Raw genomic sequence first — 17,380 nt, forward strand, 5'->3', positions numbered from 1 at the left:
TAACTCCAGACAGCAATGGGCGCAAGTTTACCCCATCGGGCAGCGACATAGCAGGGCCAATGCCGCGCCCCGAATGGCTCAGTCAAGCAGGAGCCGGCCTTGCAGGAACACTTCTCGGCGCTCCTTGCGGCCCAGGTGGCAGTGCTTGCTGACCTGATACACCTTGTTGAAGTTTTCCATCGAGACCGTTGGCTTGCGATCGAGGTATTTTTCGACCAGGCTGTCGTACCGTGCTTCGGTGATGTACCGGTAGATTTCACGGTGGTACAGGAACCCGAGCTGGAAGCCGAGTGTTTCGCTGTGAAACGGCGTCGGCCGGGAAAAACAGTTCTCGAAATCGATCGCCATCAGCGGACGTTGTGGATCAGCCGGGTGCATGAGATTGCCAGCCCAGAAATCCATGTGGCTTATGTTCCTGCTTGTCAGGGAATCCAGCAGTTCGAAGGCTTTGTGGGTGAATGTTTCAATTTGTCCGGGATGTTCCGCCAGCCATTTTGCGCCGTCGGTGTAATCCTCCAGCAACTCGGTGATCAGGAAGTAATCCTGGGCCAGGCCTAATCCACTCCTGGTGTAGCCAAACCCCTGGAGCGTCGGCATCCGGACGCCGCGATGCTGGGCCAGCAGCGTGTTCTGCAGCTCTTCCAGTGGCCAGTCAAAGCGCCCGTTGCGCTGGGGGGTGCCCAATGTGACGCGTACTTTGCTTCGCCAACTGCCCAGGCGCTGGACCTTGGCAAACAAAGCCTGTTTGCTGCCCGCAATGATTGCCGTCGCCCTGGTCACCGCGCGCTTGCGGCGATTGATGATGAGCTGGCGCAGCGCTTGCTCGGTGCGATGACAAGGTTCGTCCCGTAGATGTAAATCCGTATTCAAGAAGCGGAAGGTATAACGATAGTCCTGCTGAAGCGGTGGAGAATCTGGCACGGGCGTCCTGGCCTTGGCTAAATGCCACCATCTTAAGCATATTCCCTTGAATGTGAAGACTTTTCCTACACGCGGTGTCCCGGTCGAGGCCTCTGGCGCGTATCGCCAGAAGGCTCGACTTCGTTTGATCCCTTGTTCAGAACGGTGCCGGGCACTCGAAGCGCAAGCGCTCGCCGCTTTGCGGATGGGTAAAGCTGAGCATGCTGGCGTGCAGGCACAGGCGCGGCCAGGCCGCCAATGCCTGCGGATGGGCATAGAGTCCGTCGCCCAGCAACGGATGACCGATGGACAGCATGTGCACGCGCAACTGATGTGAGCGTCCGGTGATGGGCGTCAGTTCGACCCGACACCAGTCGCCGCAACGTTCGAGTACACGCCAGAACGTCAGGGCATGCTTGCCATGCTCATGGTCCACGACGTGACGGGGCTTGGTCGGTGGGTCGTAGCGCAAGGGCAGATCGATGCTGCCACTGTCCAGCTCGGGCTGGCCCCAGCACAACGCGGTGTAGGCTTTTTCGGTTTCGCGGTCATGAAACTGGCGGGACAGTTCGCGATGGGTATCCGGATCGCGGGCCAGCAGGATGATGCCGGAGGTTTCCCAGTCGAGCCGGTGCACGATTCGCGCTTCCGGATAGCCGTTTTCCTGCAGGCGAGTGATCAGGCAATCTTTATTGTCGTCCGCCCGGCCAGGCACGGACAGGAGCAGGGTCGGCTTGTCGACCACGAGTACGGCGGCGTCCTGGTGGAGGATGCGGATGTTGGACAGGGGCATTAAACAGTCTCGTAACAAACGGCAACGGCGGCTCGGGCCCTTCTCCAATCCCAGGGGGAGAGGAGAGGGCCCGAGCCGCCGTGGCTCCCGCAGGGTCGATCAGCGATCCGGCAGGGTGATATTGAGTTCCAGAATCGAGCAGCTGCCCTGGCTTTCGAGCGCCACATGCACGTCATCGTTGCCGATGTTGACGTACTTGCGGATCACTTCCACCAGTTCCTTCTGCAAGGCCGGCAGGTAATCAGGGGTGCTGCGTTGGCCGCGTTCGTGCGCCACGATGATCTGTAGACGCTCTTTCGCGACCGAGGCGGTACTTGGCTTTTTGTTGGCACGAAAGAAGTCAAAAAGGTTCATTACCTACCTCCAAACAGGCGCTCGAAGAAACCTTTCTTCGTGACGTCGAGGAATCGATGTTCGACGGTTTTGCCCAGTAGACGATCGACTGCATCGCTGTACGCCTGGCCAGCGTCGCTCTGGTCGTCAAGAATGACCGGCACGCCGGAGTTCGAGGCCTTGAGTACCGCTTGGGATTCTGGAATCACGCCCAGCAGGGTGACCGCCAGGATTTCCTTGACGTCCTCGACGCCGAGCATTTCGCCGTCGCTGACGCGCTGAGGGTTGTAGCGGGTCAGAAGCAAGTGTTCCTTGATCGGCTCTTCGCCCTGCTCGGCGCGACGGGACTTGCTCGCCAGAAGGCCCAGCATGCGGTCGGAGTCACGCACCGACGACACTTCCGGGTTGGTCACGACGATCGCTTCGTCAGCGAAGTACATGGCCAGGTGGGCACCTTTTTCGATACCGGCCGGGGAGTCGCAGACCACGAATTCGAAGTCTTCCTTGAGCTGCATCAGCACCTTTTCCACGCCTTCCTGGGTCAGCGCGTCTTTGTCGCGGGTCTGGCTGGCGGCCAGCACGTACAGGTTCTCAAGGCGCTTGTCCTTGATCAGGGCTTGTTGCAGGTTCGCTTCGCCATTGACCACGTTGACGAAGTCATAGACCACGCGACGCTCGCAACCCATGATCAGGTCGAGGTTACGCAGGCCGACGTCGAAGTCGACGATGACTGTTTTGTGGCCGCGCAAGGCGAGGCCGGTACCGATAGCGGCGCTGGTGGTGGTCTTACCCACACCACCCTTGCCGGATGTAACCACGAGAATCTTGGCCAAGGTGTTTCACCCCTAAGGAAAAAGGACTTTGTCAGCCCCTGAAAAACATCTCTGGAAAACTGCTGCAACTGCACAGGCTTGGCTGGAATAGGACATTGGGCCGGGTCTACTTCTGGTAAACACTGCCTGATCCTTTTTCCTACGTCGTTAAGCTGTTTTCGCTACGTTTTAGAGATGCTTGGAAAATGCGGCAGTATCCGTTAAAGCCGAATGATGTTCAACACGTCGCCCGACAGGCTGACCTGGACGCCAGCCCCCCACAACGGGTCGCGACGCAAATCCTCGGAAACCTTGTAATGCCCGGCGATGGAGACCAGTTCGGCGCTCAACTGCTGACAGAAGATCCTTGCCTTGGTGTCGCCCTTGACACCGGCCAGCGCACGGCCGCGCATCGGGCCGTATACATGGATGTTGCCATCGGCCAGAAGTTCCGCGCCCGGACTGACCGAGGACACGACGACCAGATCGCCACCCTGGGCATAAATCTGCTGTCCGCCGCGTACCGGCGTGGTGATCACACGGGTTGGCTTGACGGTGGGCTCTGCTGGTTTCTCGGGTTTCTTCGGTTCGGCCGGGCTCAGTTCCAGCACCCGCTCACGAGCACCGGAAGGCGGTAGCACCGGGATGTCAATGGCGATGGCGGCGGCGATGTCTTCGATGCGGCTGGCGCGGATCGCCAGCGTGCGCAGGCCATGTTGGCGGCAGACGCGCATCAGGCCAGGCAAGTCCACTGAACCTTCACCGGCAGGCAGCTTGTCCAGTGCCAGTACCAGGGGGGCATTGCTGAAAAAATTCGGGGCCTGGGCGACTTTCGCCGCCAACTGCCGGTCAAGACCTTCCAGGTCGTTACGGGCCAGTTCCAGCACCGTAATGGCGAGCATGCTGCCCTTCAGCTGGAACACGGGATCTTGGTCTAGCGGTTCGGTTTGGCTCATGGTCGGCGTACAACGACTTGTCACTAAAAGTGCCGAGACTTATAACGAGATCGCCCGTCAGCCGCAACCCGGGTCGAACAATGTAGAATGCGCGGCCCAAGTCTTTGTGGAAGCTGTAATGGATCGCCCGCGTCTTCGAGCTGCATTTTTTCATCCGCGTTTCTGGCTGCTGTGGTGCGGCCTGGGGCTGTTGTGGCTGATCGTTCAGTTGCCGTATCCGTTGCTGCTGCGGATCGGCCGGGCGCTGGGCGCGCTGATGTACCGGGTGGCCGGTGACCGGCGGCGCATCGCCAGTCGCAACCTGGAACTGTGTTTTCCCGAGAAGTCCGCCGCTGAGCGCAAGCGCTTGCTCAAGGAAAACTTCGCCTCCACCGGCATCGCGTTCTTCGAAATGGCCATGAGCTGGTGGTGGTCGCGTTCGCGCCTGGCGAAGCTGGCCCATGTCGAAGGGCTGGAGCATCTCAAGCAGGCCCAGCGCGAGGGCCGGGGTGTGATCCTGATGGCGCTGCATTTCACCACGCTGGAAATCGGCGCGGCGTTGTTGGGCCAACAGCACACCATCGATGGCATGTACCGCGAGCACAAGAACCCGTTGTTCGACTATATCCAGCGCCGCGGTCGCGAACGGCACAACCTCGATTCCCTCGCGGTGGAACGCGATGATGTGCGCGGCATGCTCAAGTTGCTGCGCGCGGGCCGGGCGATCTGGTATGCACCGGACCAGGACTACGGCGCCAAGCAAAGTGTATTCGTGCCATTGTTCGGCATCCAGGCGGCGACGGTCACCGCCACCAGCAAATTTGCGCGCTTGGGCAAGGCACTGGTCGTGCCGTTCGTCCAGGAGCGCCTGGCTGATGGCAGCGGCTATCGTCTGGTGATCCAGGCGCCGCTGGAGGATTTTCCGGGTCAGACCGAGGAAGCCGATTGCATTCGCATCAACCAGTGGGTAGAAAAATCGGTCAGCCAATGCCCCGGGCAATATCTCTGGGCCCATCGGCGCTTCAAGACCCGTCCGCCGGGTGAGCCGAAGTTGTACGAAAAACGCGGTTGAAATGTAGCCTAATTGACTGAGCACGGAGCATCGCGATGACCCCAGCTGAACCGGTAACAGGTTTGATTCTTTCCGGCGGCGGGGCTCGAGCGGCATATCAGGTGGGCGTATTGGCGGCCATCGCCGAGTTATTGCCAGACGGCGCAGACAACCCGTTCCCGGTGATCGTCGGCACGTCGGCTGGCGCGATCAACGCGGTCAGCCTGGCAAGCGGTGCGATGGATTTCAAGAGCGCCATCGAGCGGCTGACGGCGTTCTGGCAAGCGGTGCGCAGCCACCAGGTGATGCGCAGCGATTGGCGTGGCGTGCTCGTCCAGGCGACGCGTTTCATCACGCACAGCCTGTTGGGCCTGGGGGCCAAGTTGCCGGTGGCGCTGGTCGACAGTTCACCGTTGCGCGAATTGCTCCGGGCACAATTCCATGCGTCGGGTATCGAGCAGGCGATCGCCGAGCACCAGCTGCGAGCGGTGGCGGTGACCGCGTTCGGCTACGAGTCCGGACAGGCGGTGACGTTCTATCAAGGTCGCGGCACTATAGATGCCTGGTTGCGGCACCGGCGCATCGGTGTCCCGACGCAGTTGTCGGTGGAGCATCTGCTGGCCAGTTCCGCGATCCCCTTGCTGTTCGCACCGGTCAAGATCGGCCCCCAGTACTTCGGCGACGGCGCGGTGCGCCAATCGGCGCCGATCAGTCCAGCCCTGCACCTGGGAGCCAATCGTGTGTTGGTCATCGGCGTCAGTGGCAACCCCCGCGGCGCGGGTGGGCAAACGCCCCAGGAGCGCAGCTACACCGGCCAGCAACCCACCCTGGCGCAGATCGGCGGACACATGCTCAACAGCACGTTCATCGACAGCCTGGAAAGCGACATCGAGTTGCTTGGGCGCCTCAACCAGTTCAGTCACCTCCTGCCCGAGGGCGTGCCTGCCCATACCCTCGGTGCGGCACCGGTGGAGGTGTTGGTGATTTCGCCAAGCCAACCGATCGACGAGATCGCCGCCCGTCATCGCCAGGAACTGCCCCGTGCGTTGCGGGTGTTCCTGCGCGGGCCGGGCGCGACCAAGACCAGCGGGGCTGGGGTGTTGAGCTATCTGCTGTTCGAGGCGGGGTACTGCGGCGAGCTGATCGAGCTGGGGCGCCAGGATGCGTTGGCGCAGCGTGAGGCGTTGAGCCGGTTCCTGGGCTTGGCTCAGGGGTAGCGGGTCTGACGCCATCGCGAGCAGGCTCGCTCCCACAAGGAATTCCCTGTGGATGCTGAGCGGGTGTCCGCTCCGGGAATCACTGTGGCAGCGAGCCTTGGTCGATCAGAAATGGTACTTCAGCAAGAAACTGGTATTGCTCTGGTTGGTCTTGAAACTACCGCTGTCTTCGATCGCGTATTTGTTTTTCCAGTAGTCGTATTCCACACCGACATACAGTTGCTTGGCGCCCAGTTTCAAGGCCTTGCCCAAGTCATATTTGATCTGCGGGACGATGTGCAGGTTGGCGTGGTAGGTGCCCTTTGAGTTGGTGTCGTTGTCCACGACCCAGTCGATGAAACCATCGATCAGGATATCGGACGACCCCACGGGCACGGTGTAGGCCCAGGCCGGTGTGATCTGCCAGACGTTGTCGCCGGCACGCGAGCCTTCGGTCTGGCGGTTGTAGAAGTTCAGCTGGAAATAATCGAAACCGGGAATGGCCAGGTCGAAACCCGGGCCGATCAGGTAAGACTCGTTGTCGCCTTCGCCAAACTCATAGGTCATCGCCAGCAGCACGTCCTTGATCGGACCCAGTTCGAGCTTCTGGTCAAAAATCTTGCCGAACGACAAGCGTGGGCTGAACTCGCCGTAATAGGTATTCGGGCCGGACTGGCTGTCGTCCTGGCCGTTGTAGAAGATCCGGTCGAGGAAGAAAAAGTTGTCGCCGTATTTCCACGCATCGGCATGCTCGAACGTCACGGTCTGCTGGATGCGTGGGTTGATCTGGAAATCCTTGCCATACAGGTAGCTCAGGCTGTTGCTCTGCCATTGGAGCAGGTCGCCTGCCACGGCCTGTCCCCCTGCCAACAAAGATCCCGCAACGATCAGATTGGTGCACGTGCGTTTCATTCGGTTTGCTCCCAAAGGTAAGTGGTATCGCGTTTCTTGTCGTCAGCGCTCTGGTGTGGCGCTTTTTCTACGGATAAACATCCGTTCGGTCAGCTTTTTGTTTGTGACAAGAGCTGAAAACAGCGGCGTCGGTCAGGATCCGATTGTTATTTGGAGACGTCCGGATTCGAACGGCCGCGCAGGATACGGGCTTGCATGGAGGGGCTCAAGTGCGTTGCGACAGCGCATGGGCAACGGATGCGGGGCGTGAGTGTGGAACGTGTGCATGGGGTGCTTTCCTCTTGTTGTTATTGTTGAGGCGCAGGCGGCCGCTGACGGGCGACCGGCGTGTGCCGGTCTGCCTGTCTGCGGTATTGCTGTGGATCGAGGCTTGCTCGGGTGGACTAGTTGGTCCGTGCACCTTGGGTGATCCAGGCGCCAATCAAATCGCGCTCCTGCTGGGTCATCTGGGTGATATTGCCCAGTGGCATGATCTGGGTGGTCACGGCCTGGGCCTGGATGCGCGCGGCTTCCTGCTGGATCTGCTGTGGCGTATCGAACATCACCCCGCCCGGCGCCGCGCTGAACAGCGGGCTGGTGGGCTTGGCCGAATGGCAGACCGAGCAGCGTTCCTGGATCACGCTGTGGACTTTATCGAATGACGGGCCCTGGGCATTGGAAGCCTGGGCAGGCGCGGGCGCCTGCGCTGGTACTGCGGGTTTGGCGCCGCCGCCCACCGCCGTCTCCGGCAGTGGCTGATACTCGATCACGCCGGGCACCTTCGCGACTTCCGGCGCGCCAGGCATCGGCTTGGGACCGGTGACATAAGCCAGGCAGATCATCGCCAAGGCGCCCACCGGCAACGTCCAGGCAAACCGATTGCTGTCATGACGCGTGTTGAAGTAATGCCGCACCAACACCGCCGCCACTGCGATACCCGCCAGGATCAGCCAGTTGTATTGGCTGCCGTAGGTGCTTGGGAAGTGGTTGCTGATCATGATGAACAGCACCGGCAGGGTGAAGTAGTTGTTGTGGCGCGAACGCAACAAGCCTTTGGCCGGCAGCGCCGGGTCGGGGGTGCGGTTCTCGGCGATAGCCGCTACCAGCGCACGCTGGGCCGGCATGATGATGCGGAACACGTTGCCGACCATGATCGTACCGATGACGGCACCGACATGCAGGTAGGCGCCGCGACCGCTGAACACCTTGCTGAAGCCATAGGCCGCGGCGATCAACAGCACGAACAGAATCAGGCCGAGCAGGGCGGGGCGCTTGCCCAGGGCCGAATCGCAGAGAAAGGAATAGATGAACCAGCCGACCAACAACGAGCCGAGGCCCAGGGCGACGCCTTCAGGGCCGCTCAGGCTGCTGCCGGGGGCCAGCAGGTAGACGGTCGGGTTCCAATAGAACACCACGCACAACAGCGCGATGCCCGACATCCAGGTGAAGTAGGCTTCCCACTTGAACCAGTGCAGGTTGTCCGGCATGGCCGGTGGTGCGAGTTTGTATTTTTCCAGGTGATAGATACCGCCACCGTGGATGGCCCACAAGTCGCCGGCCAGGCCGCTCTTGGGGTTGACGCGATTGAGGTTGTTTTCCAGCCAGACGAAGTAGAACGACGCGCCGATCCAGGCTACGCCAGTGATCATATGAACCCAGCGAATGCTCAGGTTCAGCCATTCCAGCATATGTGCTTCCACAGTCTTTACCTCTCGCCCGTCACGCTTGTTTTCGCGTGATCGGACCTTCTCTTATTGGTGGGGGGCGAGGATCAAAAACTCATCCTCTTTGAAAAAATGCTCATCGCAGTTGTTGCCTGTGCCACTGCGATCAACCACCAGGAAGTCATCCCGCTTTTCGATCGTCAGCACCGGGTGGTGCCAGACGCCGCGATGGTAATTGATGCCCTGCCTGCCGTTGGTGACGAAGGCGCGGACCAAGCCTGATACAGGTGCATCGCCAAGTGGCGCGACCACGATCAGAAAGGGGTTGCCGAGCAGCGGAATGAAGGCCTGGCTGCCCAGCGGATGGCGCTCCAGCATGCGCACGGTCAGTGGCATCTCCAGCGCGTCGGCGCGGAAGATGCTGATGATCGCCTTGTCGTCCGGCGTGGCGGTTTCCACCGTCGCCAGGCGATGAAAGCGCATGGTCGAACCGTCGTTGATCATGAAGTGATCGCTGCCGTCGGTTTCGATCACGTCACCGAACGGGGCGAAGGCTTCTTTGGTCAATGGTTCGATCTTGAGAGTGCGCATGCTGGTCTTCTTTACCTTGAATTCATTGTTGTCTGTTCTATTGCTATCGCGAGCAGGCTCGCTCCCACATTTGACCGCCTACCCTGTGGGAGCGAGCCCTGCTCGCGATTGGCTTCACCGCTATTTAGCGACCTTGCCAAGCACCCGCAGGCGACTCACGCCACCATCCGGGAACACGTTCAGGCGGATATGGGTGATTGGCCCCAGCGCCTTGATCTGTTCGGCGAAGGTGTGTTCGGCGTGCATTTCCAGCTTCTGGCTCGGCAGCAGCTCGCGCCAGAACAGCGATTGGGTTTCGATCTGGCTGTCGGTGCCACCTTTGACGAACGCGCCCTGAATCGAGCAGCTGTCCGGGTAATTGCCCTTGAAGTGCAGGGTGTCGACGACGACTTGTTCAACGATACCGGCATGGCCCAGGGCGACGATTACCCAGTCATTGCCAGGCGTGCGACGACGGGCGGTTTCCCAGCCATCGCCCATGTTGATGCCGCGGCCCGGGTTGAGAATGTTGCTCATGCGGCCGAAGTGCTCGTCGGAGCAGGCCAGGGCGCGCCCGCCATTGAGGGCGGCGGCCAGGTCGATCTGTTCGTTGTCGCCCACGGCGGACCAGTCGCGATACGGAACACCATAGACCCGCAGGCGAGCCACGCCGCCATCCGGATAAATGTTGAAGCGCAGATGGCTGAATGCTTGCTCGTTGCTGATTTCGTGGTAGTGGTGGCTGTTGCCTTGCAGCTCGACGGCCGACAGCACTTCAGTCCATTGGGTGTTTTCGTCCGGCTCGCCTTCGGCCAGGAAGCAGGCTTCCAGGGAAGCCGATGGCGGGTAGTTGCCGGTGAAGAATGAAGTGTCGATGTCCACGCCCTTGATCGAGCCCGGCACGCCCAGGCGGATCACCGCGCTGTCGTAGCCTTCGAAGCGCTTGCGGCGCGACTCCCAGCCATCCATCCACTTGCCGTTGTCATCGAACACGCCCTCCTTCCACACGGCCGGAGTCGGCTGGAACAGGCGGTTGGCGTCGGCGAACCAGTCGTCGGTGACCGAGATGATCTTGGTGCCCAGGCGGGCGTCGGCCAGGTTGACGAACTTTTCGAACGGTACGGCGTAAGCTTTCATTCTTCTTGTCTGCCTTTGATAAGTTGGCTGGGGATGCTTGCAGGACCTGTCTTCAGGAGCCGCTCGCTAAAGGGTCAGTAATCGGAACAACGCGATCTTGTTGATCTCTGCCAGCGCGCATTTGAATTCGGCGTCTGCCGAGTGGTGGATGCGCGTCTCGAACGCGGCGAGGATCTGGTGCCGGTTGCTGCCTTTTACCGCCATGATGAAGGGAAACTTGAACTTGGCTTTATAGGCCTCGTTCAGCTCGGTGAAGCGCTGGAACTCTTCGGCCGTGCATTGGTGGATACCGGCGCCAGCCTGTTCGTTGGTGCTGGCTTCGGTCAGTTGTCCCTGGACGGCGGCTTTGCCGGCCAGGTCCGGGTGAGCGTTGATCAGGGCCAGTTGGCTGGCGTGATCGGCACTCAACAGGATGTCGCTCATGCGCTGGTGCAGGGTCTCGATCTCGTCGATCGAAGGGTCCTGCCCCAGGTCGAAGGCCTTTTCGGCCACCCATGGCGAATGTTCGTAAATGTCAGCGAAGGCTTTGACGAACGCTTCGCGGCTCAAGGTGGAAGGCTTGAGGGTTTGGAAAGCGGTCATTTGCACGCTCCCTGATACGGATGGGTCTGCTGCCAATGGCGAGCGATGTCGACGCGGCGACTGAACCACACCTGCTCATGACCCTTGACGTATTCGAGGAAACGCTTGAGGGAGGCCAGGCGCGCGGGGCGGCCGATCAGGCGGCAATGCAGGCCGATGGAAAGCATCTTCGGCGCTTCGGCGCCTTCGGCATACAACACGTCGAAAGCGTCCTTGAGGTACTGGAAGAAATCGTCGCCCTTGTTGAAACCCTGCACTTGGGTGAAGCGCATGTCATTGGTGTCCAGGGTGTAAGGGATGACCAGGTGCGCCTTGCCGGTGGGGTTGTTTGGCTCCCAGTAGGGCAGGTCGTCGTCGTAGGTGTCGCTGTCGTAGAGGAAGCCGCCTTCTTCCATCACTAGCCGGCGGGTGTTCGGGCCGGTGCGGCCGGTGTACCAGCCCAGCGGACGCTCGCCAGTGATTTCGGTGAGGATGCGGATCGCTTCGAGCATGTGCTCGCGTTCCTGGGCCTCGTCCATATATTGGTAATCAATCCAGCGATAGCCATGACTGCAGATTTCGTGGCCGGCGGCGACCATCGCGCGAATCACGTCCGGATGGCGCTGGGCAGCCATGGCCACGGCGAAGATGGTCAGTGGTATATCGAACTCCTTGAACAGCTTGAGGATCCGCCAGACCCCTGCGCGGCTGCCATACTCGTACAGCGACTCCATGCTCATGTTGCGCTCGCCCTGCAGCGGTTGCGCCGCGACCATCTCCGAAAGGAACGCTTCGGACTCCTTGTCGCCATGCAACACGTTGCGCTCGCCACCTTCCTCATAGTTGAGTACGAAGGAGAGGGCGATGCGGGCATTGCCCGGCCATTGGGGATGGGGAGGGTTACTGCCGTAACCGATCAGGTCGCGTGGGTAGTCAGCGCTCACTGCAGTCTTCCTTCTTGTTCGAACCATGTAGGTGGCGCCCTGGCGATGGGTATCGGGCTGGCGTCACGACGATGGACTGATTGTATACAACTTTGTCTTCGACTTGTAAGCCTGTTTTTTGCATTTTTTACCGCCACCGTTGCCGTATCGGCGCTGCAAGAAACTTGCCTACCCAGTCAGCTAATGTTGCATTAGCCCTTATATGCCCGGGGTTGGGGTAAAAACAAATGACGATTGCCGTGGTTGGCGAAGTGAAGCAGATATCTGTTTTTTATTGTGTACAATTCAGATTTAAAGTGTCTTAATTCGCTCACTGCCGTGATCTTTCGTGCTTCGAAATGGTGCGGCTTGTCTTTCAACTGACTCAGGAGGCGCCGTGCCTGGCTGTTCCGCATCCGGGCACGCACAATCGATGGGACGTCTGACTACACACGTTTTAGATGCCGCACACGGCTGTCCAGGCAGCGCGATCAAGATCGAACTGTATCGCGTCGAAGGTTCAGAACTGCAACGGGTTGCCAGTGCAGTGACCAACAGCGATGGCCGTTGTGACGCACCACTGCTGCAAGGAGACGACTACCGCAGCGGCGTTTACCAGATCCAATTCCACGCCGGCGATTACTACCGCGCCCGTGGCGTGCAACTGTCCGAGCCGGCGTTCCTGGATGTGGTGGTGCTGCGCTTTGGCATTTCGCAAGAGCAGGAGCATTACCATGTGCCGTTGCTGATTTCGCCCTACGCCTATTCAACCTATCGAGGCAGCTGAGCCCCAAGCAGCTGCCTTGCCCTGGAAGCGACTGCGCATAGAGCTTCTTTGGTTTTTAGCCCGCTCACACTGCGGGCTTTTTTTCGCCTATCAAATAGGCGAGGGCCTTATCGCGAGCAAGCTCGCTTCCACAATCGAATGCGTTTCAACTGTGGGAGCGAGCCTGCTCGTGAAGATTTTTTCTCAGCGGCTCAGCAAGGAAGCCGCCCCGGCCCCGCTGAACAACCCGGCGCTGACCCGGTTGAACCAGCTCTGGCCCTTGCCCGTGCGCAGATAGCGGGCAGCGCCATGGGCACCGAGGCCATACGCCAGCTTGCAGAGCAGGTCGAGCACGGTCCAAGTGGCGATCATCACCAGCAGTTGCGGCAAGAACGGCTGCTCGGCACTCAGGAATTGCGGCAGGAATGCCGCGAAGAAAAGGATGTCCTTCGGGTTGCTCGCGCCGAGTACGAACGCACGGCCGAACAGCGCGCGGAAACGCGGAATGGGGGCGGCTTGAGGTACCTCGGCACCCTGGGAAGGCTGGCGCGATTGCTGCCAGCTCTGCCAGGCGAGGTAGAACAGGTACAGCGCGCCGACGATTTTCAAGGCGCTGAACAACTGCTCCGACGCCAGCAACAGGGCACCGAGCCCCAGCGCCGACGCACTCAACAAGCAGATCGATGCCACCACTCCACCAAGGAAAGCCGGGTAGGATCGGCGCAAGCCGTAGTTCAGGCTGTTGCTGATCATCAGTAACGATAACGGGCCGGGGATAAGGATTACCACCAACGCGGCACCACTGAACAACAACCAGGTTTCCAGATTCATTGCTTTGCTCCTGACGTACAAAAGCCCCACCCGACAGGGTGAGGCGGGTAAGGCTCGTGCCGCTTACAAGAAGATGAACTTGGCGATAAAGATCGCACAAAGCACCCAGAGACTGACGGATATTTCCTTGTGTTTACCGGTGCCAGCCTTGAGCACGACGTAAGTGATGAAGCCGAGCGCGATGCCATCGGCGACCGAGAACGTCAGAGGCATCATGATGGCGGTGACGATCGCTGGAATGCTGTCGGTCGCTTCGTCCCATTCGATATGGGCCATGCCACCCATCATCAGCATGGCGACATAGATCAGGGCGCCGGCTGTCGCATAAGCAGGGATCATCCCGGCCAGCGGCGCGAAGAACATGGCGGCGATGAACAGCACACCGACCGTGACTGCGGTAAGCCCCGTGCGGCCACCGGCCGCGACTCCGGCGGCGCTTTCCACGTAGCTGGTCACGGGCGGCACGCCGACCATGGCGCCGAACACGCTGGAGGCGCTGTCCGCCTTCAACGCCTTGGACAGGTTTTCGATCTTGCCATCCGGTTTCACCAGACCGGCGCGCTGGGCCACGCCCATCAGCGTCCCGGCGGTATCGAACATATGTACGAACAGGAAAGCCAGCACCACGCTGATCATGCTGACGTTGAACACACCGACCACGTCCATGGCCATCCAGGTCGGTGCCAGGCTGGGCGGCGTGGACATCACGCCGTTGTATTGCACCAGCCCCAGGCCCCAACCGGCCAGGGTCACGGCGATGATGCTGATGAGGATCGCGCCGAACACGCGGTGGTAGCTCAGCACGGCAATCATCAGGAAGCATACGGCAGCCAGCAGCGGTCCCGGTTCATGCAGCGAGCCCAGCTTGATCAGCGTGGCGGGGCTGTCGACGATGATGCCGGCGGTCTTCAGGCCGATCAGCCCGAGAAACAGCCCGACCCCCGCGCCCATCGCGTAGCGCAGGCTCACCGGGATGCTGTTGAGCAGCCATTCACGCACCCGTGACAAGGTCAGGAACATGAACAGCACGCCGGAAATAAACACCGCGCCCAAGGCAGTTTCCCAGTTGTAGCCCATGGTGCCGACCACGGTGTAAGTGAAAAAGGCGTTTAATCCCATGCCCGGCGCGAGGCCCACCGGCCAGTTCGCGTAGAGGCCCATCAGCAGGCAACCCAGGGCGGCGGCAATGCAGGTGGCGACGAACGCGGCGCCATGATCGATGCCCGCGTCGGCCATGATGTTGGGGTTGACGAAAATGATGTAGGCCATGGTGATGAAAGTCGTCACACCGGCAATCAACTCGGTCTTCACCGTGGTGCCATGCAAGCTGAGTTTGAAGATGCGCTCCAGCCAGCCACTGCGTGATGGCGGCGAAAGATCCAAGGTCTGGGCTTCGGGTTTGCGGCTTTCCACAGCGAGTACTCCTCAAGAGTTTTATTGTTATTTCCGGCACCGCACGCCCCCTGAGGGTGGCGGCGAGGCATTGAGGCAGGTAAGGCTGGCGTAGTAGTTGACTTGTTGGTCAGGAACTCGCACGAAGCGAATTATGCTTTTGTATACAAATAAAGCAAATAATGTTTTCTGTTTTGTTGACGAAATTTCAAGCGATAGGGATATATCCCTTCTGCGGACGCTATCGCGATTGAGCTCGCTCCCACAGTGGACTGTGATGAATGCAAGATTTGTGGTCACCGCTGAACGCTGTGGGAGCGAGTTTGCTCGCGATAGCGTTGGGTCAGACGCTTTCACTCGCCAGATTTACCCAAGGCCAGGTTCACCGCCAGCCAGCCATCCACCGCCGCTTCCCCGGCCTCGGCAAACACCCGCTCCAGCAATTTCACTTGTTCGCGGCGTAGCGCCTGTTCGAATCGCTGGCCCTCGGCGGTCAGCTCCAACAATCGTTTGCGCTTGTCGGCCTCGGACGCGACGCTGTTGACCAGATGCATTTCCATCAATTGCCGCAATGGCATGTTCAATGCCTGTTTGGTCACGCCCAGCAGCGCCAGCAACTCCTTGACGCTCAAGGATGGGTAACGGGCGATGAAAAAGACGATGCGCTGATGCACTCGGCTCAAGCCCCGGCGTTCGAGCATTTCATCGGCCTTGGCGGTGAAAGCCTGGTAACCAAAGAAGAATGCTTCCATGGCCATTTGCTGGGAGGTGGGGTTTTTAAGGTCAAGCATATTGACGTTTCCAGAAAGAGCGGGGTAATTTCAGTCAAGCAGTTTGACTTATATTTCCAACGCTTCGCTACAGGTGACCCCATGGCTTTTTCCGAACGTGTCTCGCGCCTCAAAAGTTCTCTTATCCGCGAAATCCTCGCCGCGGCGCAGCGCCCGGAAGTGATGTCGTTCGCCGGTGGCCTGCCGGCCGAAGCCATGTTGCCAAAAGTGGAGTGGGCGGCGATGCCGTTGTCCATGGGGCAATACGGCATGAGCGAAGGTGAGCCGGCCCTGCGCGAAGCGTTGGCGGCGCAGGCGCGGTCGTTAGGGCTGGCTTGTGAGGCGAGCCAGGTTTTGGTGGTCAGCGGTTCCCAGCAAACCCTCGACCTGACGGCGAAGTTGTACATCGACGTCGGCACCGAGGTGATGCTCGAGGCACCTACCTACCTGGCGGCCTTGCAGATCTTCCAACTGTTCGGCGCCGACTGCATCACCGTCCCCCTTGAGGCGGATGGCCCGGACCTGGAACAACTGCGGGCGCGCCTGGAGCGGCATCGCCCGGCGTTCATCTACCTGATCCCGACGTTCCAGAATCCATCGGCGGTACGCTACAGCGAGGCCAAGCGCGATGCCGTGGCGGCGCTGCTGGATGAATTCGGCGTGACCCTGGTCGAAGACGAACCCTATCGCGAACTGACCTTCGACGGTGGCAGCGCCACGCCAATCGCCAGCCGCTTGAAAACGGCCAGCTGGATCTACACCGGCACCGTGTCGAAAACCCTGCTGCCGGGGCTGCGCGTGGGTTACCTGATCGCCAGTCCGGACCTGTTCCCGCACCTGCTGCGGCTCAAGCAGTCGGCGGACCTGCACACCAATCGCATCGGCCAATGGCAGGCGCTGCAGTGGATTGGCACCGAGCAATATCGCCGCCATATGCAGGAGTTGAGGGATTTCTATCGGGATCGGCGCGACCGCTTCGAGGCTGCATTGCAAAGGCACTTTGCCGACATCGCCGATTGGAACACGCCCCAGGGTGGGCTTTTTTTCTGGCTGACGCTCAAGCAACCGCTGGACACCCGCACCTTGCTCGCCGCAGCGCTGGCGGCTGACGTGGCGTTCATGCCAGGGGAACCGTTTTTCCCTGAGCCAGACAAGCATCCTGGCCACTTGCGCTTGAACTTCAGCCACATCGATCCGGCGCGACTGGATGAAGGGTTGAAGCGGTTGGCGGGGGTGGTACGGGGGGCGTTGGCGGCCAGGGCAGCTTGAAATATCCAGTGGATGGGCCGACCCCATCGCGAGCAAGCTCCCACAGGGGACCGTGCATGATTGCAGATTTGTAATCAGCACCAGCCTCCTGTGGGAGCGAGCTTGCTCGCGATGAGGCCTTGAAGCTCACCACAAAACAATCAGACCGCCGAAAACCGCTTATCCAGATAATCAATGATCACCTTGGATTCATACATCCAGGTGGTCTCGCCATTTTCTTCAATGCGCAGGCACGGCACCTTGATCCTGCCGCCCTGTTCCAGCAGCGTCTGGCGATCCTGCTCGTTGTTCTTGGCATCGCGCAAGGCCACCGGTACGTTCAGGCGACGCAGGGTCCGGCGAGTCTTCACGCAGAAGGGGCAGGCATGAAATTGATACAGGGTCAGGCTGCGAGCGGCCTGGTCGACTTGCGCCTGGGCGTCGGCCGGGCGCTGTTTCTTGCCGGGGCGGGTGATGAAATCGATAAGGATGATGAGCTGGCCCAGGCCAACTCGAAGCGCTTTGACGATCACGTTATAGCCTCACGGCAGGGAAGAAGAGGGCGCGCAGCTTACCTGATTTTTCGCAGGCGAAAAAAAACCGGCGA

At 60.2% G+C, this 17,380-nt stretch carries 19 protein-coding genes; 4 read left to right on the forward strand and 15 right to left on the reverse strand.

All coding sequences use genetic code 11. The annotated features are described in order from the left end of the window. Positions 1–78: 78 nt before the first annotated feature. The 5 genes from J3P90_RS06875 to minC form a co-directional block, all read right to left on the reverse strand. Complete coding sequence (locus J3P90_RS06875; RefSeq protein WP_434676014.1) at positions 79–921, reverse strand: lipopolysaccharide kinase InaA family protein; 843 nt, start codon at positions 919–921, stop codon at positions 79–81. Between the two features lie 136 nt (positions 922–1,057). Then, entirely contained in the window at positions 1,058–1,693 is a 636-nt protein-coding gene (locus J3P90_RS06880; protein WP_420766981.1) for an RluA family pseudouridine synthase, read from the reverse strand. 99 nt (positions 1,694–1,792) lie between these two features. Further along, complete coding sequence (gene minE, locus J3P90_RS06885) at positions 1,793–2,047, reverse strand: cell division topological specificity factor MinE (RefSeq protein WP_039594520.1); 255 nt, start codon at positions 2,045–2,047, stop codon at positions 1,793–1,795. Next, complete coding sequence (minD, locus tag J3P90_RS06890; protein ID WP_025214989.1) at positions 2,047–2,859, reverse strand: septum site-determining protein MinD; 813 nt, start codon at positions 2,857–2,859, stop codon at positions 2,047–2,049. Before minD ends, minE begins: the two co-directional genes overlap by 1 nt. A 200-nt stretch (positions 2,860–3,059) precedes the next feature. Continuing rightward, positions 3,060–3,794, reverse strand: a complete 735-nt coding sequence (minC, locus tag J3P90_RS06895; RefSeq protein ID WP_420766980.1) for a septum site-determining protein MinC — start codon at positions 3,792–3,794, stop codon at positions 3,060–3,062. Positions 3,795–3,912: 118 nt separating this feature from the next. Between minC and J3P90_RS06900 the strand changes: the two genes are divergently transcribed. Further along, positions 3,913–4,845: a lipid A biosynthesis lauroyl acyltransferase gene (locus J3P90_RS06900; RefSeq protein WP_434607218.1), complete on the forward strand. Its 933-nt coding sequence runs from the start codon at positions 3,913–3,915 to the stop codon at positions 4,843–4,845. A gap of 35 nt (positions 4,846–4,880) precedes the next feature. Further along, positions 4,881–6,041 carry a patatin-like phospholipase family protein gene (locus J3P90_RS06905; protein WP_434560123.1) on the forward strand — a complete coding sequence of 387 codons (1,161 nt, stop codon included), beginning with the start codon at positions 4,881–4,883 and terminating at the stop codon, positions 6,039–6,041. 105 nt (positions 6,042–6,146) lie between these two features. On the opposite strand, the gene J3P90_RS06910 is transcribed toward J3P90_RS06905, so the two are convergent. From J3P90_RS06910 to puuE, 6 genes are all read right to left on the reverse strand, one after another. Continuing rightward, on the reverse strand, positions 6,147–6,932 hold the full coding sequence (locus J3P90_RS06910) for an outer membrane protein OmpK (RefSeq protein ID WP_434560121.1): 786 nt from the start codon (positions 6,930–6,932) through the stop codon (positions 6,147–6,149). Positions 6,933–7,315: 383 nt separating this feature from the next. Continuing rightward, entirely contained in the window at positions 7,316–8,611 is a 1,296-nt protein-coding gene (locus J3P90_RS06915; RefSeq protein WP_434560119.1) for a urate hydroxylase PuuD, read from the reverse strand. Positions 8,612–8,662: 51 nt separating this feature from the next. Continuing rightward, positions 8,663–9,166, reverse strand: coding sequence for an ureidoglycolate lyase (locus tag J3P90_RS06920; protein ID WP_434676015.1), 504 nt, complete (start codon positions 9,164–9,166; stop codon positions 8,663–8,665). Between the two features lie 120 nt (positions 9,167–9,286). Further along, on the reverse strand, positions 9,287–10,282 hold the full coding sequence (alc, locus tag J3P90_RS06925; protein WP_434607213.1) for an allantoicase: 996 nt from the start codon (positions 10,280–10,282) through the stop codon (positions 9,287–9,289). 66 nt (positions 10,283–10,348) lie between these two features. Next, on the reverse strand, positions 10,349–10,864 hold the full coding sequence (gene uraD, locus J3P90_RS06930; RefSeq protein ID WP_420766974.1) for a 2-oxo-4-hydroxy-4-carboxy-5-ureidoimidazoline decarboxylase: 516 nt from the start codon (positions 10,862–10,864) through the stop codon (positions 10,349–10,351). Then, positions 10,861–11,787 carry an allantoinase PuuE gene (puuE, locus tag J3P90_RS06935; RefSeq protein WP_434676016.1) on the reverse strand — a complete coding sequence of 309 codons (927 nt, stop codon included), beginning with the start codon at positions 11,785–11,787 and terminating at the stop codon, positions 10,861–10,863. Before puuE ends, uraD begins: the two co-directional genes overlap by 4 nt. Positions 11,788–12,199: 412 nt before the next feature. Here puuE and uraH point away from each other — a divergent pair, with 412 nt between their 5' ends. After that, the gene (gene uraH / locus J3P90_RS06940) at positions 12,200–12,553 is read left to right on the forward strand and encodes a hydroxyisourate hydrolase (RefSeq protein WP_420766972.1); all 354 of its coding nucleotides are present in this window, start codon (positions 12,200–12,202) and stop codon (positions 12,551–12,553) included. A 183-nt stretch (positions 12,554–12,736) separates the two neighbouring features. Here uraH and J3P90_RS06945 read toward each other — a convergent pair whose 3' ends face one another. The 3 genes from J3P90_RS06945 to J3P90_RS06955 form a co-directional block, all read right to left on the reverse strand. Continuing rightward, entirely contained in the window at positions 12,737–13,363 is a 627-nt protein-coding gene (locus J3P90_RS06945) for a LysE family translocator (RefSeq protein WP_420766971.1), read from the reverse strand. A gap of 63 nt (positions 13,364–13,426) precedes the next feature. Next, complete coding sequence (locus J3P90_RS06950; protein ID WP_434676017.1) at positions 13,427–14,776, reverse strand: NCS2 family permease; 1,350 nt, start codon at positions 14,774–14,776, stop codon at positions 13,427–13,429. Positions 14,777–15,108: 332 nt separating this feature from the next. Continuing rightward, positions 15,109–15,546 carry a MarR family winged helix-turn-helix transcriptional regulator gene (locus J3P90_RS06955; protein WP_420766969.1) on the reverse strand — a complete coding sequence of 146 codons (438 nt, stop codon included), beginning with the start codon at positions 15,544–15,546 and terminating at the stop codon, positions 15,109–15,111. An 81-nt stretch (positions 15,547–15,627) separates the two neighbouring features. Here J3P90_RS06955 and J3P90_RS06960 point away from each other — a divergent pair, with 81 nt between their 5' ends. Continuing rightward, positions 15,628–16,794 (forward strand): PLP-dependent aminotransferase family protein, encoded by a 1,167-nt coding sequence (locus tag J3P90_RS06960; protein WP_434607207.1) that lies wholly within the window; start codon positions 15,628–15,630, stop codon positions 16,792–16,794. A gap of 140 nt (positions 16,795–16,934) precedes the next feature. Here J3P90_RS06960 and J3P90_RS06965 read toward each other — a convergent pair whose 3' ends face one another. Continuing rightward, on the reverse strand, positions 16,935–17,306 hold the full coding sequence (locus J3P90_RS06965) for a glutathione S-transferase N-terminal domain-containing protein (protein ID WP_434560111.1): 372 nt from the start codon (positions 17,304–17,306) through the stop codon (positions 16,935–16,937). Positions 17,307–17,380: the final 74 nt, after the last annotated feature.

Source organism: Pseudomonas sp. D3-10 (assembly GCF_051132175.1).
In the GTDB taxonomy this organism is placed as follows: domain Bacteria; phylum Pseudomonadota; class Gammaproteobacteria; order Pseudomonadales; family Pseudomonadaceae; genus Aquipseudomonas.